This is a genomic window from Pseudomonas sp. NMI542_15, from assembly GCF_021283425.1.
Taxonomy (GTDB): Bacteria; Pseudomonadota; Gammaproteobacteria; order Pseudomonadales; family Pseudomonadaceae; genus Aquipseudomonas; species Aquipseudomonas fortuita.
Genome location: NZ_JAJSRO010000007.1, coordinates 147,745 through 162,297 on the forward strand (window position 1 = coordinate 147,745; position 14,553 = coordinate 162,297).

The 14,553-nt window shown below is 61.0% G+C and carries 11 protein-coding genes; 2 read left to right on the forward strand and 9 right to left on the reverse strand.

Annotated features, from left to right (window positions below):
• Window positions 1-77: 77 nt before the first annotated feature.
• Window positions 78-2,933 carry an aminomethyl-transferring glycine dehydrogenase gene (gene gcvP, locus LU684_RS13185; RefSeq protein WP_016485071.1) on the reverse strand — a complete coding sequence of 952 codons (2,856 nt, stop codon included), beginning with the start codon at window positions 2,931-2,933 and terminating at the stop codon, window positions 78-80.
• An 11-nt stretch (window positions 2,934-2,944) separates the two neighbouring features.
• Entirely contained in the window at window positions 2,945-3,328 is a 384-nt protein-coding gene (gcvH, locus tag LU684_RS13190) for a glycine cleavage system protein GcvH (protein WP_016485072.1), read from the reverse strand.
• A 700-nt stretch (window positions 3,329-4,028) separates the two neighbouring features.
• Here gcvH and LU684_RS13195 point away from each other — a divergent pair.
• Complete coding sequence (locus LU684_RS13195; protein WP_332880190.1) at window positions 4,029-5,420, forward strand: NAD(P)/FAD-dependent oxidoreductase; 1,392 nt, start codon at window positions 4,029-4,031, stop codon at window positions 5,418-5,420.
• A gap of 78 nt (window positions 5,421-5,498) precedes the next feature.
• Window positions 5,499-5,990, forward strand: coding sequence for a RidA family protein (locus LU684_RS13200; protein WP_023046960.1), 492 nt, complete (start codon window positions 5,499-5,501; stop codon window positions 5,988-5,990).
• Between the two features lie 58 nt (window positions 5,991-6,048).
• On the opposite strand, the gene gltS is transcribed toward LU684_RS13200, so the two are convergent.
• From gltS to arcD, 7 genes are all read right to left on the reverse strand, one after another.
• Window positions 6,049-7,254, reverse strand: a complete 1,206-nt coding sequence (gene gltS / locus LU684_RS13205) for a sodium/glutamate symporter (protein WP_232894715.1) — start codon at window positions 7,252-7,254, stop codon at window positions 6,049-6,051.
• A gap of 127 nt (window positions 7,255-7,381) precedes the next feature.
• The gene (locus tag LU684_RS13210; protein ID WP_023046961.1) at window positions 7,382-8,890 is read right to left on the reverse strand and encodes a sigma-54-dependent transcriptional regulator; all 1,509 of its coding nucleotides are present in this window, start codon (window positions 8,888-8,890) and stop codon (window positions 7,382-7,384) included.
• A gap of 85 nt (window positions 8,891-8,975) precedes the next feature.
• Window positions 8,976-9,344: a DUF5064 family protein gene (locus LU684_RS13215; protein WP_016485077.1), complete on the reverse strand. Its 369-nt coding sequence runs from the start codon at window positions 9,342-9,344 to the stop codon at window positions 8,976-8,978.
• 56 nt (window positions 9,345-9,400) lie between these two features.
• Window positions 9,401-10,330: a carbamate kinase gene (arcC, locus tag LU684_RS13220; protein ID WP_232894716.1), complete on the reverse strand. Its 930-nt coding sequence runs from the start codon at window positions 10,328-10,330 to the stop codon at window positions 9,401-9,403.
• 103 nt (window positions 10,331-10,433) lie between these two features.
• Window positions 10,434-11,444, reverse strand: a complete 1,011-nt coding sequence (locus tag LU684_RS13225; RefSeq protein ID WP_016485079.1) for an ornithine carbamoyltransferase — start codon at window positions 11,442-11,444, stop codon at window positions 10,434-10,436.
• Window positions 11,445-11,513: 69 nt separating this feature from the next.
• A complete protein-coding gene (arcA, locus tag LU684_RS13230; protein WP_016485080.1) occupies window positions 11,514-12,776 on the reverse strand; it encodes an arginine deiminase in 1,263 nt (420 codons plus the stop codon).
• A gap of 33 nt (window positions 12,777-12,809) precedes the next feature.
• Window positions 12,810-14,237 (reverse strand): arginine-ornithine antiporter, encoded by a 1,428-nt coding sequence (arcD, locus tag LU684_RS13235; protein ID WP_016485081.1) that lies wholly within the window; start codon window positions 14,235-14,237, stop codon window positions 12,810-12,812.
• Between the last annotated feature and the right edge of the window lie 316 nt (window positions 14,238-14,553).

The window sequence follows — 14,553 nt, forward strand, 5'->3', positions numbered from 1 at the left end:
ACGGTGAAGCCTGTGGGGGCGGGCGCGCCCGCTCCCACAGAGGTCCACCTCAAGTCAGGTAGCGGGCCTGAGCGCAATCAGGCGTCCTGATAGCTCTCGATCGACGGGCAGGCGCACACCAGGTTGCGGTCGCCGAACACGTTGTCGACCCGGCCAACCGGCGGCCAGTACTTGCTTTCCACAAGGCTTGGCAGCGGGTAAACCGCTTGTTCGCGGCTGTAGCCGTGGGCCCATTCGCCAACCAGTTCGGCCGCAGTGTGCGGAGCGTTCTTCAGCGGGTTGTCGTCCTTGTCCACGGTACCGCTCTCGACCGCACGGATTTCTTCACGGATCTGGATCATCGCGTCGCAGAAGCGGTCCAGTTCTTCCTTGGACTCGCTTTCGGTCGGTTCGATCATCAGCGTGCCGGCCACCGGGAAGGACATGGTCGGGGCGTGGAAGCCGAAGTCGATCAGGCGCTTGGCCACGTCGTCGACGCTGATGCCGCTGGTGTCCTTCAGCGGGCGCAGGTCGAGGATGCATTCGTGGGCCACCAGGCCATTGCCACCGGTATACAGAACAGGATAGTGCTCTTCCAGGCGGCGGGCGATGTAGTTGGCGTTCAGAATGGCCATCTGCGAAGCACGCTTGAGGCCGGCACCGCCCATCATGCGGATGTACATCCACGTGATCGGCAGGATGCTGGCGCTGCCGAACGGTGCGGCGCACACCGCACCTTGGGTGTTTTCCAGCTGCGCGTGGCCAGGCAGGAACGGCGCCAGGTGCGACTTGACGCCAATCGGGCCAACGCCCGGGCCGCCACCACCGTGCGGGATGCAGAAGGTCTTGTGCAGGTTCAGGTGGGACACATCGCCGCCGAACTTGCCCGGGGCGCACAGGCCGACCATGGCGTTCATGTTGGCGCCGTCGATGTACACCTGGCCACCGTTATCGTGAATGATCGCGCAGATTTCGCCGATCGCTTCTTCGAACACACCGTGGGTCGACGGGTAGGTGATCATGATCGCGGCCAGGCGCTCGCGGTGCTCGATGGCCTTGGCGCGCAGGTCCTCGACATCGACGTTGCCGCGGGCGTCACAGGCGGTAACGACGACGCGCATGCCAGCCATGTGTGCGGTGGCCGGGTTGGTGCCGTGGGCCGACGACGGGATCAGGCAGATGTCGCGGTGCGCTTCGCCACGGCTGCGGTGGTAGGCGCGGATAGCCAGCAGGCCTGCATATTCGCCCTGGGAGCCGGCGTTGGGCTGCAGCGACACGGCGTCATAGCCGGTGGCGGCGCAGAGCATGGCTTCCAGCTCGGTGGTCATCTGCAGGTAGCCCTGGCTCTGTGCGGCCGGGGCGAACGGGTGCAGGTTGCCGAACTCGGCCCAGGTGACCGGGATCATTTCGCTGGCGGCGTTCAGCTTCATGGTGCATGAGCCCAGCGGGATCATGCTGCGGTCCAGTGCCAGGTCCTTGTCGGCCAGGCGGCGCAGGTAGCGCATCAGCTCGGTTTCGCTGTGATAGCGGTTGAATACCGGGTGTTCGAGAATGGCCGACTGGCGCAGCAGGGCAGCCGGCAGCAGGGAGCCGGTGCTGGCTGCCAGTGCGCTGAAGTCAGGCTGTGCCTGCTCGCCACCCAACAGCTGCCACAGCGACTCGACGTCAGCCTGGGTGCTGGTTTCGTCCAGCGACAGGCCGACATGTGCGGCGTCTACCTGGCGCAGGTTGATGCCCTGGGCGCGTGCCTTGTCATGCAGGCTGGCAGTGGTACTGCCGGTGGCCAGGGTCAGGGTGTCGAAGGCGCTGCCGCCCACCACCGATACGCCCAGCGCCTTCAGGCCGGCGGCCAGAATCGCGGTCAGCGCATGGGTACGCTCGGCAATGCGCTTGAGGCCGGCCGGGCCGTGGTAAACGGCGAACATGCTGGCGATGTTGGCCAGCAGCACCTGGGCGGTGCAGATGTTGCTGGTGGCCTTTTCGCGACGGATGTGCTGCTCGCGGGTCTGCATGGCCAGGCGCAGGGCAGTTTTGCCGAAGCGGTCGATCGATACGCCGACCAGGCGGCCCGGCATGTCGCGCTTGAACGCGTCACGGGTGGCGAAGTAGGCCGCGTGCGGGCCACCGAAGCCCAGTGGTACGCCAAAACGCTGGGCGCTGCCGATGGCCACGTCGGCGTCGAACTCGCCCGGTGGGGTCAGCAGGGTCAGGGCCAGCAGGTCGGCCGCGACGGCGACCAGGGCATTGGCGGCGTGGAAGCGCTGTACCACTTCACGGTAGTCGAACACTTCACCGTTGCTGGCCGGGTATTGCAGCAGGGCGCCGAAGAAGGCGCTGACATCCCCCAGCTCGCGCTCGTCACCGACCACCACCTCGATACCCAGCGGCTCGGCACGGGTGCGCAGCACGTCGAGGGTTTGCGGGTGGCAGTGCACGGAGGCGAAGAAGGCGTGGCTGGCCTTGTTCTTCGACAGGCGCTTGCAGAACGTCATGGCCTCGGCCGCAGCAGTGGCTTCGTCGAGCAGGGAGGCGTTGGCGATCGGCAGGCCGGTCAGGTCGCTGATCAGGGTCTGGAAGTTCAGCAGCGCTTCCAGGCGGCCTTGGGAGATTTCTGGCTGGTACGGGGTGTAGGCGGTGTACCAGGCAGGGTTTTCCAGCAGGTTGCGCAGGATCGGCGCTGGGGTGTGGGTGTTGTAGTAGCCCTGGCCGATGTAGCTTTTGAACAGCTGGTTCTTGCCGGCGATGGCCTTGAGCGCAGCGAGCGCGTCGGCTTCGCTCTGGCCATCGTGCGAGCCAAGCACGCTGGTGCCCTTGATGCTGTCGGGGATGACTGCGGCGGTCATGGCGTCCAGCGAGTCGAAGCCCAGGGCGGCGAGCATGGCCTGCTCGTCAGCGGCGCGCGGGCCGATGTGACGGGCAATGAATTCGTTGGCGGTACCGAGGTTGATGGTCATTGCGGAACTCCTCAGGCGTCGTCGTTGGCTTTGATAAGGCGGTCGTAGGCGTCCTGGTCGAGCAGGGCGGTGACTTCGCTCCTGTCGGCTGGGTTGAAGCGGAAGAACCAGCCTTCGCCCATCGGGTCTTCGTTGACCAGTTCAGGGCTGCTTTCGAGCTGGCCGTTGACCTCGACCACTTCACCGGCCAGGGGCATATACACGCCGCTGGCGGCCTTGACCGATTCGACGGTGGACGCTTCGCTGCCTTTTTCATACTGCTGCAACTCTGGCAGTTGCACGAACACCACATCGCCAAGGGCGTTCTGCGCGTAGGCGGTGATACCCACGGTGACGCTGCCATCGGCTTCGACGCGCAGCCATTCGTGATCTTCAGTGAAACGCAACTCGCTCATGGGGAATCCTCGGGAAGCAGGGCGTTGGGCGCGGTGGGTCCGCGATCTTGGGTTGGTATTCCCTTAGCAAAAACGCGGCCAATCACAAAAAATATATATAAAACAACAAGTTACTTGTTTTTTGCGTTCGCCTTGCGGTTCTTGTGGAACGAGAACGCTACAGATGGCGAAGCATAAAAAAGCGTTTGGGGATCAAACCCTTGCGCAGCCGCTTTCTAACGGGGTTGTACTGATTTCGATACGGTGTATTTAAATCGATACACCCATGGTTTCACGGGCTGTCGCTGGAACCACTGCATATCAATTCTAGGAACACAAGTTTGACCCAAACGGCGGAATTAATAAGTTTCAAATAGCCGGCTTTTTAATGAGGTTATTGCTCCAACGAAACTAATCCGGATGCGTGCTGCGAAGTCAAGTTGATCAGGTAAAGATGCGGTGTCGCGATCTCAACTATTTATGTCTCCTGCATATTAGTTTGCAAATGGCTGAACTAATTATTTGCCCGCTGCGATTTAACCGGCACGGGTGCATCACCAGAATCGCCCCCCTTGAATGTTAATGCTCAGCCTGACTGCCTGGCCCGCAAAGTGGGTCAGGAAGGCTGTCGGGCAACCAGGTGTCTCGCCGTCTGGGCGGATGCAACCAACACCGGATACCAGGAAAGGAAAGTGTCATGGGAATGACGAGGCGTAAGTTTTTGATCGGCAGTGGCGTCTTGGCTGTTGCGGGGGGCGCGGGGATTCTGACCCCCCTGCTGACGCGCGAAGGCAGGCTGATCCCCGGCAAACCACGGTTTGGTTTTGTAGGGGGCACTGAGGGAGAGCTGCCCAAGCAGGCGGATGTAGTCGTCGTTGGCGCGGGCATTCTTGGGCTCATGACGGCGATCAACCTGGTCGAACGTGGCCTTTCCGTAGTTGTCGTTGAAAAAGGTGAAATTGCCGGCGAGCAGTCGTGCAGGTTTTATGGTCAGGTGATGACCTACAAGATGCCGGACGCAACTTTCCAGTTGCACCATCTTGCCAAGCAACGTTGGCGTGAAATGAATGCCAAAGTGGGTGCAGATACCAGCTATCGCACGCAAGGTCGGGTGGAAGTGCCGTTCGATGAAGAGGACCTGGAAGGCGTCAGGCAGTGGATCGATAGCAAAGGCCGTGAAGTGGCAGCGGATATACCGTTCAACACGCGAATCATCCAGGGCAATGAACTTGAACAGCGTCTGCGTGGAGCATCGTCAAACTGGAAGGTCGCGGGTTTCGAAGAAGATTCCGGTAGCCTCGATGCCGAGCGCGCATCGTTTGTCATGGCGGAGTACGCCAAGAAAATGGGCGTGCGTATCTACACCCACTGCGCTGCAAGAGGGCTGGAGACCCAGGCGGGAGCCATCTCTGATGTGGTGACCGAGAAGGGCGCCATCCGGACTTCGCGGGTGATCGTGGCGGGTGGGGCTTGGTCCAGGCTGTTCATGCAGAACCTGGGGGTCGATGTGCCGACCTTGCCCGCTTACCAGTCCCAGCAAATCATCAGTGCGGCCCCCCGTGCACCCGGCGGCAACGTTGCATTGCCGGGGAATATCTACTTCCGTGAGCAGGCCGACGGTACCTACGCCACTTCGCCACGCGTCGTGGTTGCCCCGGTAGTGAAAGAGTCGTTCATGTACGGCTACAAGTACCTGCCTCTGCTGGCCATCCCGGACTTCCCGGTGCACATCTCGCTCAACAAGCAGCTCATTGATTCGTTCATTCAGCCAACCCACTGGAGGCTGGACGAAGTTTCGCCTTTTGAGAAAAACCGGCTGATGACGGCGGCCCCGGACCTTCCGGAGCTGAATGCATCTCTGGAAAAACTCAAGGTCGAGTTCCCTGCCTTCAGTGATGCGAAGCTGATCGATCAGTGGAGCGGTGCGATGGCCATTGCTCCGGATGAGAACCCCATCATTTCGCAGGTCAACGAGTACCCGGGGCTGGTCCTCAACACCGCAACCGGCTGGGGAATGACGGAGAGCCCGGTGTCGTCCGAGCTGTCGGCCGATTTGCTGCTTGGCAAGGCGCCCGTGCTGGACCCGAAACCCTTCAGCCTGTATCGATTCTAAGCGCACCTGGCGCAATGGAATGACCCGTGTGCGCATCATCCATGCGTGCACATGCTTGGTACTTTTCAGGAGAACACCATGAAAGTCGCTTTGAACACCGTGGCTGCACTGGCATTGGCCGGTATCGGCAGCGCCCATGCACAAGATATCGTGCGCCATGGCGCAGGCAGTTTCCCGATCTCGTCAGCTGTAGAAGTCCCCGCGGGCAAGACGGTCATCTACCTGAGTGGTTCGGTCCCGTCGGTTATCCATCCCGATGCACCCAAGGAGTCACTGGAAGCCTACGGTGACACCAAGGCACAAACCATCAATGTGCTTGAAAACATTCAGCAGCAACTGAAAGAACTGGGTCTTGGCCTCACGGATGTGGTGAAGATGCAAGTGTTCCTGGTGGGTGGGCCAGAGAACGGCGGCAAAATGGATTTTGACGGTTTCATGGCCGGCTATACCCAGTTCTTCGGGCCTGCCGCCAAACAGCCGGTTCTGCCCGCGCGTTCCGCGTTCCAGATTGCGGGCCTGGCACACCCGGCCTGGCGCGTTGAGATCGAAGTTACAGCGGTTCGTCCCTGAGCGGATGTGCTTCGTCCTGGGCCAACGCCCAGGACGGCCAGCAACAGGGTTGGCTGAGTTACCCCGCGATAAACAAGGGCAATGCCAAGTACAGCTTGATCACGATGACATTGATGATGTCGATGAAGAACGCGCCCACCATCGGCACTACCAGGAAGGCGATGTGCGAGGCGCCATAGCGCTGGGTCACTGCTTGCATGTTGGCAATGGCCGTCGGCGTTGCACCCAGGCCGAAGCCACAGTGCCCGGCCGCCAGCACCGCCGCATCATAGTTGCGGCCCATCACCCGGAATGTCACGAAGATCGCAAACAGTGCCATGACCAGCGTTTGCGCGGCCAGCAACGCAAAGAACGGTAAGGCCAGTGCCGCCAGGTCCCACAACTTGAGCGACATCAAGGCAATGGCCAGGAACAGGGACAGACTGACATTGCCCAGCACCGAAACTTCTCGTTCGAACACACGATAAAAGCCGAATGCCGAAAGCCCGTTGCGCAGCAGTACACCCACGAAGAGTACGCAAACGAATGTCGGCAGTTCGAATGCCGTGCCTCTCAATACTCCATTCAGTAATGTACCGGCCAGCAAACTGACGGCAATCAGTGCCAGCGTTTCAATAAATGAAAAAGAGGTGATCAGGCGCTCTTTATTCGGCTGTTCAAAGCCTTTTGGCAGGTGTGGAACTTCTTCTTCCACCCCCTGCGTCTTTACCCGCTTGATCAGCAACCTGGCAACCGGGCCACCAATCAAGCCGCCCAGTACCAGGCCGAAGGTGGCAGAGGCCATCGCCAGTTCGGAAGCCGAAGCCACCCCAAACTTTTCAGTGAACGTGGCGCCCCAGGCGGCGCCCGTGCCGTGGCCCCCGGACAGGGTGATCGAACCAGCCAGCAGGCCCAGCAATGGGTCGAGCCCCAATGCCGTTGCCAGGGCTATGCCCATGGCGTTCTGCACCAGCAGCAAGCCAGTCACCACCAGCAGGAACACAGCGACCACACGGCCGCCCTTCTTCAGGCTGGCGAAGTCTGCACTCAGGCCGATGGCGGCGAAGAACGCCAGCATCAACGGTGTCTGCAATGAGGTATCAAACTGGACCTGTACATCGAAACTGCGCAATGCCAAGAGCGCCAAGGCCACTACCAATCCGCCTGCAACAGGTTCCGGGATATTGTAAGCGCGCAGGAAACCAATGCGTGCGACCAGCCCGCGCCCCAGTAGCAATACCAGGGAGGCGGCTACAAGTGTCCCGTAAAAATCGAGTTCAAACATCAGGGTACTCTTCGTTCAAGGTGACATGCGAAATAACGATGTCATCATTCTACGGCGAGCACGCCAGTCAATTGCGGCCAAGCGGCTAGGAAAAGTCTGAATGAGCTGTCGGCTTTGACGACGCGTATCAAAGTTTTCCGGGTATTCCATATTTACGCAGCCGCTGGGCAATAGCGGTATGCGAAGTTTGCAAGCGCCCGGCCAGCTGACGCGTCGACGGGTAACTGGCATACAGGCGCTGTAACAGTTCGCGCTCGAAATCACCCACGGCCTGTTCCAGGCTGGCCACTTCACCGTCCTGTCCTCTTGCCACCGAGGTGCCGGCGATGTCCAGGTCGCCGATATCCACCAGGTTGCCCTCGCAGATGGCCGCAGCGCGGAAGATTACGTTTTGCAGTTGACGCACATTGCCCGGCCACGGGTTGGCCAGCAGTGCCGAATGGGTGGCCGGGGTCAGCCGGCAGGCTGGGCGCTGGATCTGCGTGCAGGCCTGCTGCATGAAGAAGTGCGCCAGCATCAGGATGTCCTGGCCCCTGTCACGCAGTGGCGGTACCTGCAGGTTGAGCACGTTGAGGCGGTAGAACAGGTCTTCGCGGAAGCTGCCTTCGGCGACCATGCGCTCCAGGTCGCGGTGGGTGGCACTGATGATGCGCACATCCACCTTCACTTCGCGGTCGCCGCCCACCCGGCGGAAGCTGCCATCGCTGAGAAAACGCAGCAGCTTGGCCTGCAGGTAGGGTGACATTTCGCCAATTTCATCGAGGAACACCGTGCCCTGGTTGGCCAGTTCCATCAGCCCGGGCTTGCCACCGCGTTGCGCGCCGGTGAAGGCACCGGGTGCATAACCAAACAGCTCGCTCTCGGCCAGGCTCTCGGGCAGTGCGGCGCAGTTCAGGGCGAGGAACGGGGCGGCGTGGCGGCTGCTGATGGCGTGGCAGGCGCGGGCGACCAGCTCTTTGCCAGTGCCGGTTTCGCCGTGCACCAGCAGCGGTGCATCGAGCGCCGCCACGCGCAGGGCGCGGGCCTTGAGCGTGCGGATGGCGGGCGACTCGCCGAGCAGGGCATCGAAGCCTTCGGCATGGTCGTGGTGCAGGGCCGACAGGCGCTCGCCCATGCGCGTGGGCGGGTAGAGCGTGAGCAGGCCACCTGCGTTGGTGATCGGCATGGCGTCCAGCAGCAGGCTTTGGCCGTTGAGCTGCATTTCGCGCATGGGCAGGTGGAAGTTGTTGTCCAGCAGCGCCTGCAGCAGCGCGGGGTCGCCAAACAGTTCGCCCACCGAACGCCCGGCGGATTCGCGGCCGCACAGGGCGATCAGCGCCGGGTTGGCCAGCAGCACCAGGCCTGCGCTGTCCACGGCCAGTACCGGGTCGCTCATCGCCGCCAGCAGGGCGTCGAGCTGCAGGTGGCGGCGCTGGCCGGGGAGGATGTCGACCACGTCCACCGATTGCACGCCCTGCACCTCGAACAGTGCGTCATGCAGTTCTTCGAGCACGGCAGGGCTGAGGGTGGGAGCATCGATGTAAACGTTCGGCGGGACCATCTCCACCGCGTCCAGGTTGAGGTTGCGGGCACCGAGCAGGGCGAGGACTTCCTGGGTGATGCCGACGCGGTCGATGAAGCTGACATGGATGCGCATTGGGGAGGGGCAAGGTGGTGGCCGGGGAGGGCGGTAGTATGCCTTAACATCGCCGGGGCTGCGCAGCAGCCCCAAGTACGCGAAATCACTCCAGATGTTCAGGCTTGATGGGGTCGCCCGATTTCACGTCAAGCTTTTCGCGAATGTCCGCGAACATATCGTCATAGAGCTTGTGCGGCGAACTCAGTGTCTCGAATTTTTTCGGCGGCGCGAGATATGACTGAGCCTTGCGGGTCAGCAGCATGAGGAAGCTGGGCAATACCTGGTCCTTGGCGAGGAAGAACTTTTCTTCCACCGGCTTGCCTTCGATGCTGCCATGCATGCGGAACTGAATGCCTCTGCCTTCCTTGGGGTCCGACGCTGCCTCGTAGTCGATGTTCAGGTCATAGCTGTGGTCGGCACTGTTCAGCGCAGAGCGCTCGATATGTACATGACCAGGTTCATAATGGGCCATGGCTAGCTCCTTTGGAAGGTCGAAAACGGCGGGCGCCAGGCACCCGCCAACTGCATTCAACGGTAGCTGATCCCAGGCTTCTCGGTGGAGACCCGTGTGCCAGCAGTACCTTTGACAATGTCTTCAATGTTTTCCAGCGAACTGATCACTGCCACCTTGCCGGTGTTGCGGGCAAAGTCACTGGCAGCTTGCACTTTTGGCCCCATGGAGCCTGCGGCGAAGCCAAGGCGCTCGAGTTCGTCCGGATGGGCCTGGGCAATGGCTTTTTGCGTGGGCTTGCCCCAGTCAATGTAGGCCGCGTCGACGTCGGTGGCGATAATCAGAAGGTCGGCTTCCAATTGCTCGGCCAGCAGTGCAGAGCACAGGTCTTTGTCGATCACCGCTTCAATGCCCTTGAGCTTGCGGTTTTCATCGTACATGGTGGGGATGCCGCCACCGCCTGCGCAAATCACGATGCTGCTCTTTTCCAGCAGCCACTTGATCGGGCGGATTTCAAAGATGCGCTTGGGTTTCGGGCTGGCCACCACACGGCGGTACTTGTCGCCATCGGCCTTGACCACCCAGCCTTTCGCTTTGGCCAGGCGCTCGGCCTCTTCCTTGCTGTAGACCGGGCCAATGAACTTGGTCGGGTCCTTGAAGGCGGGGTCGTTGGCGTCCACTTCCACCTGGGTCAGCAGGGTGGCGAATGGCACCTCGAAATCCAGCAGGTTGCCCAGTTCCTGTTCGATCATGTAGCCGATCATGCCTTCGGTTTCGGCACCCAGCACGTCCAGCGGGTAGGCCTCGTCAGGCTTGTAGGACAGGGCCTGAAGCGACAGCAGGCCGACTTGCGGGCCGTTGCCGTGGGCAATGACCAGTTCGTTGCCAGGGTGGATCTTGGCGATCTGTTCGGTGGCGGTGCGGATATTGGCGCGCTGGTTGTCAGCGGTCATGGGCTCGCCGCGACGCAGCAGGGCGTTGCCGCCCAATGCAACAACGATACGCATGGGGAATGTCCTTTACGCAGATGGGGTGAGCACCTCGATCCTTTGTGGGAGCTGGCTTGCCGGCGATCACCGGCGAAGCCTGCCCCCAGGCGCGGGGCGATTGTCAGAGGTCAGCCAGGGTCGAAACCAGAATCGCCTTGATGGTGTGCATGCGGTTTTCCGCCTGCTCGAAGGCGATGCAGGCCGGCGACTCGAACACGTCGTCAGTCACTTCGATGCCGTTGGCCAAGTCCGGGTACTGTTCGGCAATCTGCTTGCCGACCTTGGTGTCGGAGTTATGGAACGCCGGCAGGCAGTGCATGAACTTGGTCCGCGGGTTGCCGGTGGACTTCATCAACTCGGCATTCACCTGGTAAGGCTTGAGCTGCTTGATGCGCTCACCCCAGGCTTCGATCGGCTCGCCCATCGAAACCCACACGTCGGTATGAACAAAGTCCACACCCTTGACCGCCGCTTTCGGGTCTTCGGTGAGGGTGATGCGGGCGCCGCTTTCCTCAGCGTACTTCTTGCAGCGCTCGACCAGGTCGTCATGCGGCCACAGTGCCTTGGGCGCGGCGATGCGCACATCCATGCCGAGCTTGGCGCCAATCAGCAGCAGCGAGTTGCCCATGTTGTTGCGGGCGTCGCCCAGATAGGCGTAGCTGATGTCGTGCAGCGGCTTGTCGCTGTGCTCGCGCATGGTCAGCACGTCGGCAATCATCTGGGTCGGGTGGTATTCGTCAGTCAGGCCGTTGAATACCGGCACACCAGCGAACTTGGCCAGCTCTTCGACGATTTCCTGCTTGAAACCCCGGTACTCGATCGCGTCATACATGCGCCCAAGCACGCGAGCGGTGTCTTTCATGCTCTCCTTGTGGCCGATCTGCGAAGAGTTGGGGTCGATATAGGTGACGTTGGCACCTTGGTCGTAGGCAGCGACTTCGAAGGCGCAGCGGGTACGGGTGGAGGTTTTTTCGAAGATCAGCGCAATGTTGTTGCCCTTCAGGTGCTGCTGCTCGGTACCGGTGTACTTTGCACGCTTGAGGTCGCGGGACAGGTCCAGCAGGTAGCGCAGCTCGCGGGTGGTGTGGTGTTCCAGGCTGAGCAGGTTGCGGTTGTGAATGTTGAACGCCATGATTGCTTCTCCTTGAGTCCGGTAGTGTCCCGGCCGGCGCTTTGTGGGCGCGGCCGGGTGCAATGGTCGTTAGTAATCGATCGGGTCACGCACAATCGGGCAGGTCATGCAGTGGCCGCCGCCCCGGCCCCGGCCCAGTTCGCCGGCGCTGATGGTGATGACCTCGATACCGGCCTTGCGCAGCAGGGTGTTGGTGTAGGTGTTGCGGTCGTAGCCGATGACCACGCCCGGCTCGAGGGCCACCACGTTGTTGCCGTCATCCCATTGTTCGCGCTCGGCGGCAAAGCTGTTGCCGCCAGTCTCGACCACCCGCAGCTTGTCTTTCTTGCCCAGCAACTGCTCGGATACCACCTCGAGGAACGAGGCATCCTGCGGCGCGATGTTCATGCCATAGGGCTTGCTGGAATCTGGGGTGATGATGAATGGCTTGATCTCTTTCACCACCTCCGGGAATACCGTTACCAGGTCGCGGTCGCAGAAGCTGAACACGGTGTCCAGGTGCATCGCCGCGCGGGACTTCGGCAGGCCAGCGACGATGATTTTCTCGGCCGCGCCCTTCTCGAACAGGTTCTGAGCCAGTTGGCCGATGGCATGGCGCGAAGTGCGCTCACCCATGCCGATCAGCACGATGCCCTTGCCGACCGGCATCACGTCGCCGCCCTCGAGGGTGGCGTTACCGTGATCCTTGTCCGGGTCGCCGTACCACACCTGGAAGTCGGCGCCGGTGAATTCCTTGTGGAACTTGTAGATGGCGGTGGTCAGCAGGGTTTCCTGACGTCGCGCAGGCCAGTACATCGGGTTGAGCGTCACGCCACCATAGATCCAGCAGGTGGTGTCACGGGTGAACTGAGTGTTGGGCAGCGGCGGCAGAATGAAGCTGGAGTGGCCCAGGTACTTGTTGTACATCTTGATCACTTCGGCGCCTTCGCTGACTGGAAGGTCCTGGCCCGCCACGCCGCCAATCAGGAACTCCGCCAGGTGGCGTGGCTCCAGCCCTTCGAGCCAGCTGCGCACCTCGTTGGTCAGGCCGACACCCACGGTGTCAGAGGTAATCTTGCGGTCAAGGATCCACTTGAGGGCTTCGGGTTGCTGCACGATGTCGGTCAGCAGGTTGTGCATTTCCAGCACATCCACGCCGCGCTCGCGCATTTTGGTGACGAAGTCGAAATGGTCACGCTTGGCCTGGTCGACCCAGATCACATCGTCGAACAGCAGCTCGTCACAGTTGCTCGGCGTCAGGCGCTTGTGCGCCAGGCCCGGCGAGCAAACCATCACTTTGCGCAGTTTGCCGGCTTCGGAGTGGACACCGTACTTCTGTTTTTCAGCGGACATGGTTTCATTCCTCCAATTGAACGAAGACGTGGGTCAAAGGGTCAGGAAGCCGTCGTACAGGCCATAAGCTGCCACCAGGGCGCCGATGACCACGGCTGCGAAGATCAGTTTTTCCACGTTGGTGAAGATGGGTTGGCCAACTTCACGCTTGGCTTTGGCGAACAAGATCGCCCCAGGTGCGTAGAGCAGGGCCGAGAGCAGCAGGTATTTCACGCCGCCGGCGTACAGCAGCCAGATGGCGTATAGCAGGGCGATGCCGCCGATGATCAGGTCTTTCTTGCGTTCGGCCAGGGCCTGCTCGTAGGTTTCGCTGCGCAGTGCCAGCAGGAACGCATAGGCTGCCGACCACAGGTAGGGCACCAGGATCATCGAGGTGGCGAGGTAGATCAGCGACAGGTAGGTGCTGTTGGAGAACAGCGTGATTACCAGGAAGATCTGCACCATGGCATTGGTCAGCCACAGGGCGTTGGCCGGGACCTGGTTGGCGTTTTCGCGGCGCAGGAACTCCGGCATGGTGTGGTCCTTGGCGGCGGCGAACATGATCTCGGCACACAGCAGTACCCACGACAGCAGCGCCCCCAACAGCGAGATGATCAGGCCGACGCTGATCAGCACCGCGCCCCAGTGGCCGACCACATGCTCCAGTACGGCAGCCATCGACGGGTTCTGCAGCTTGGCCAGTTCCGGTTGGGTCATGATGCCCAGCGACAGCACGTTCACCAGCACCAGGAACAGCAGCACGGTGACAAAGCCGATGACCGTGGCCTTGCCCACGTCAGAGCGTTTTTCCGCCCGGGACGAGAAGATGCTCGCGCCCTCGATGCCGATGAACACCCAAACGGTGACCAGCATCATGTTGCGCACCTGGTTCATCACGCTGCCAAGCTCCGGTGTGCCTACGGCCCAGATGTCAGCGGTGAAGATGTCGAGCCTGAAGGCGAACAGGCAGATCAGGGCGAACAGCACCAGCGGTACGACTTTGGCCACGGTGGTGACCAGGTTGATGAACGCCGCCTCCTTGATGCCGCGCAGCACCAGGAAGTGCACCGCCCACAACAGGATCGATGCGCCAATGATGGCGGCCGGCGTGTTGCCTTCACCGAAGATCGGGAAGAAGTAGCCCAAGGTGCTGAACAACAGCACAAAGTAGCCGACGTTACCCAGCCAGGCACTGATCCAGTACCCCCAGGCCGAAGAGAAGCCCATGTAGTCACCGAAACCGGCCTTGGCGTAGGCATACACCCCGCCATCCAGGTCAGGCTTGCGGTTGGCCAGGGTCTGGAACACAAACGCCAGGGTCAGCATGCCGACCGCGGTGATGCCCCAGCCAATCAGTACGGCACCAACCCCTGCGCTGGCGGCCATGTTCTGCGGCAGCGAAAAGATCCCGCCGCCAATCATGGAGCCGACGACAAGTGCAACTAACGCGCCGAGCTTCAGTTTTCCAGATGAATCAGACATTTAACAACTCCTGCCAGGAGAAAGTTGACGTCAGCATAAATCTGACGCCGTTGCCGTTTGCTGACTTGTGTCAGTTTAAGGCGCCGTGAAGTAGGAAATTTCCTTCACGGGTGCTCCTGGAGAGTGCCGACAGCTTAAGCTGCAAGCCTTGCGCGCTGGCACCTCCATGTCTTTCTAGAGCAATCGCTCTGCTCAGCCTGCGATGCTTGAAACTAGTCGGTTTTGTGGGTTTCGCAAATTTTTCACAAGCATTTTGAGTTTTATCAGGAACTTTCCCAGCGGCCTTGCAACTGCTGGTTTTTAATGCCACGTATAT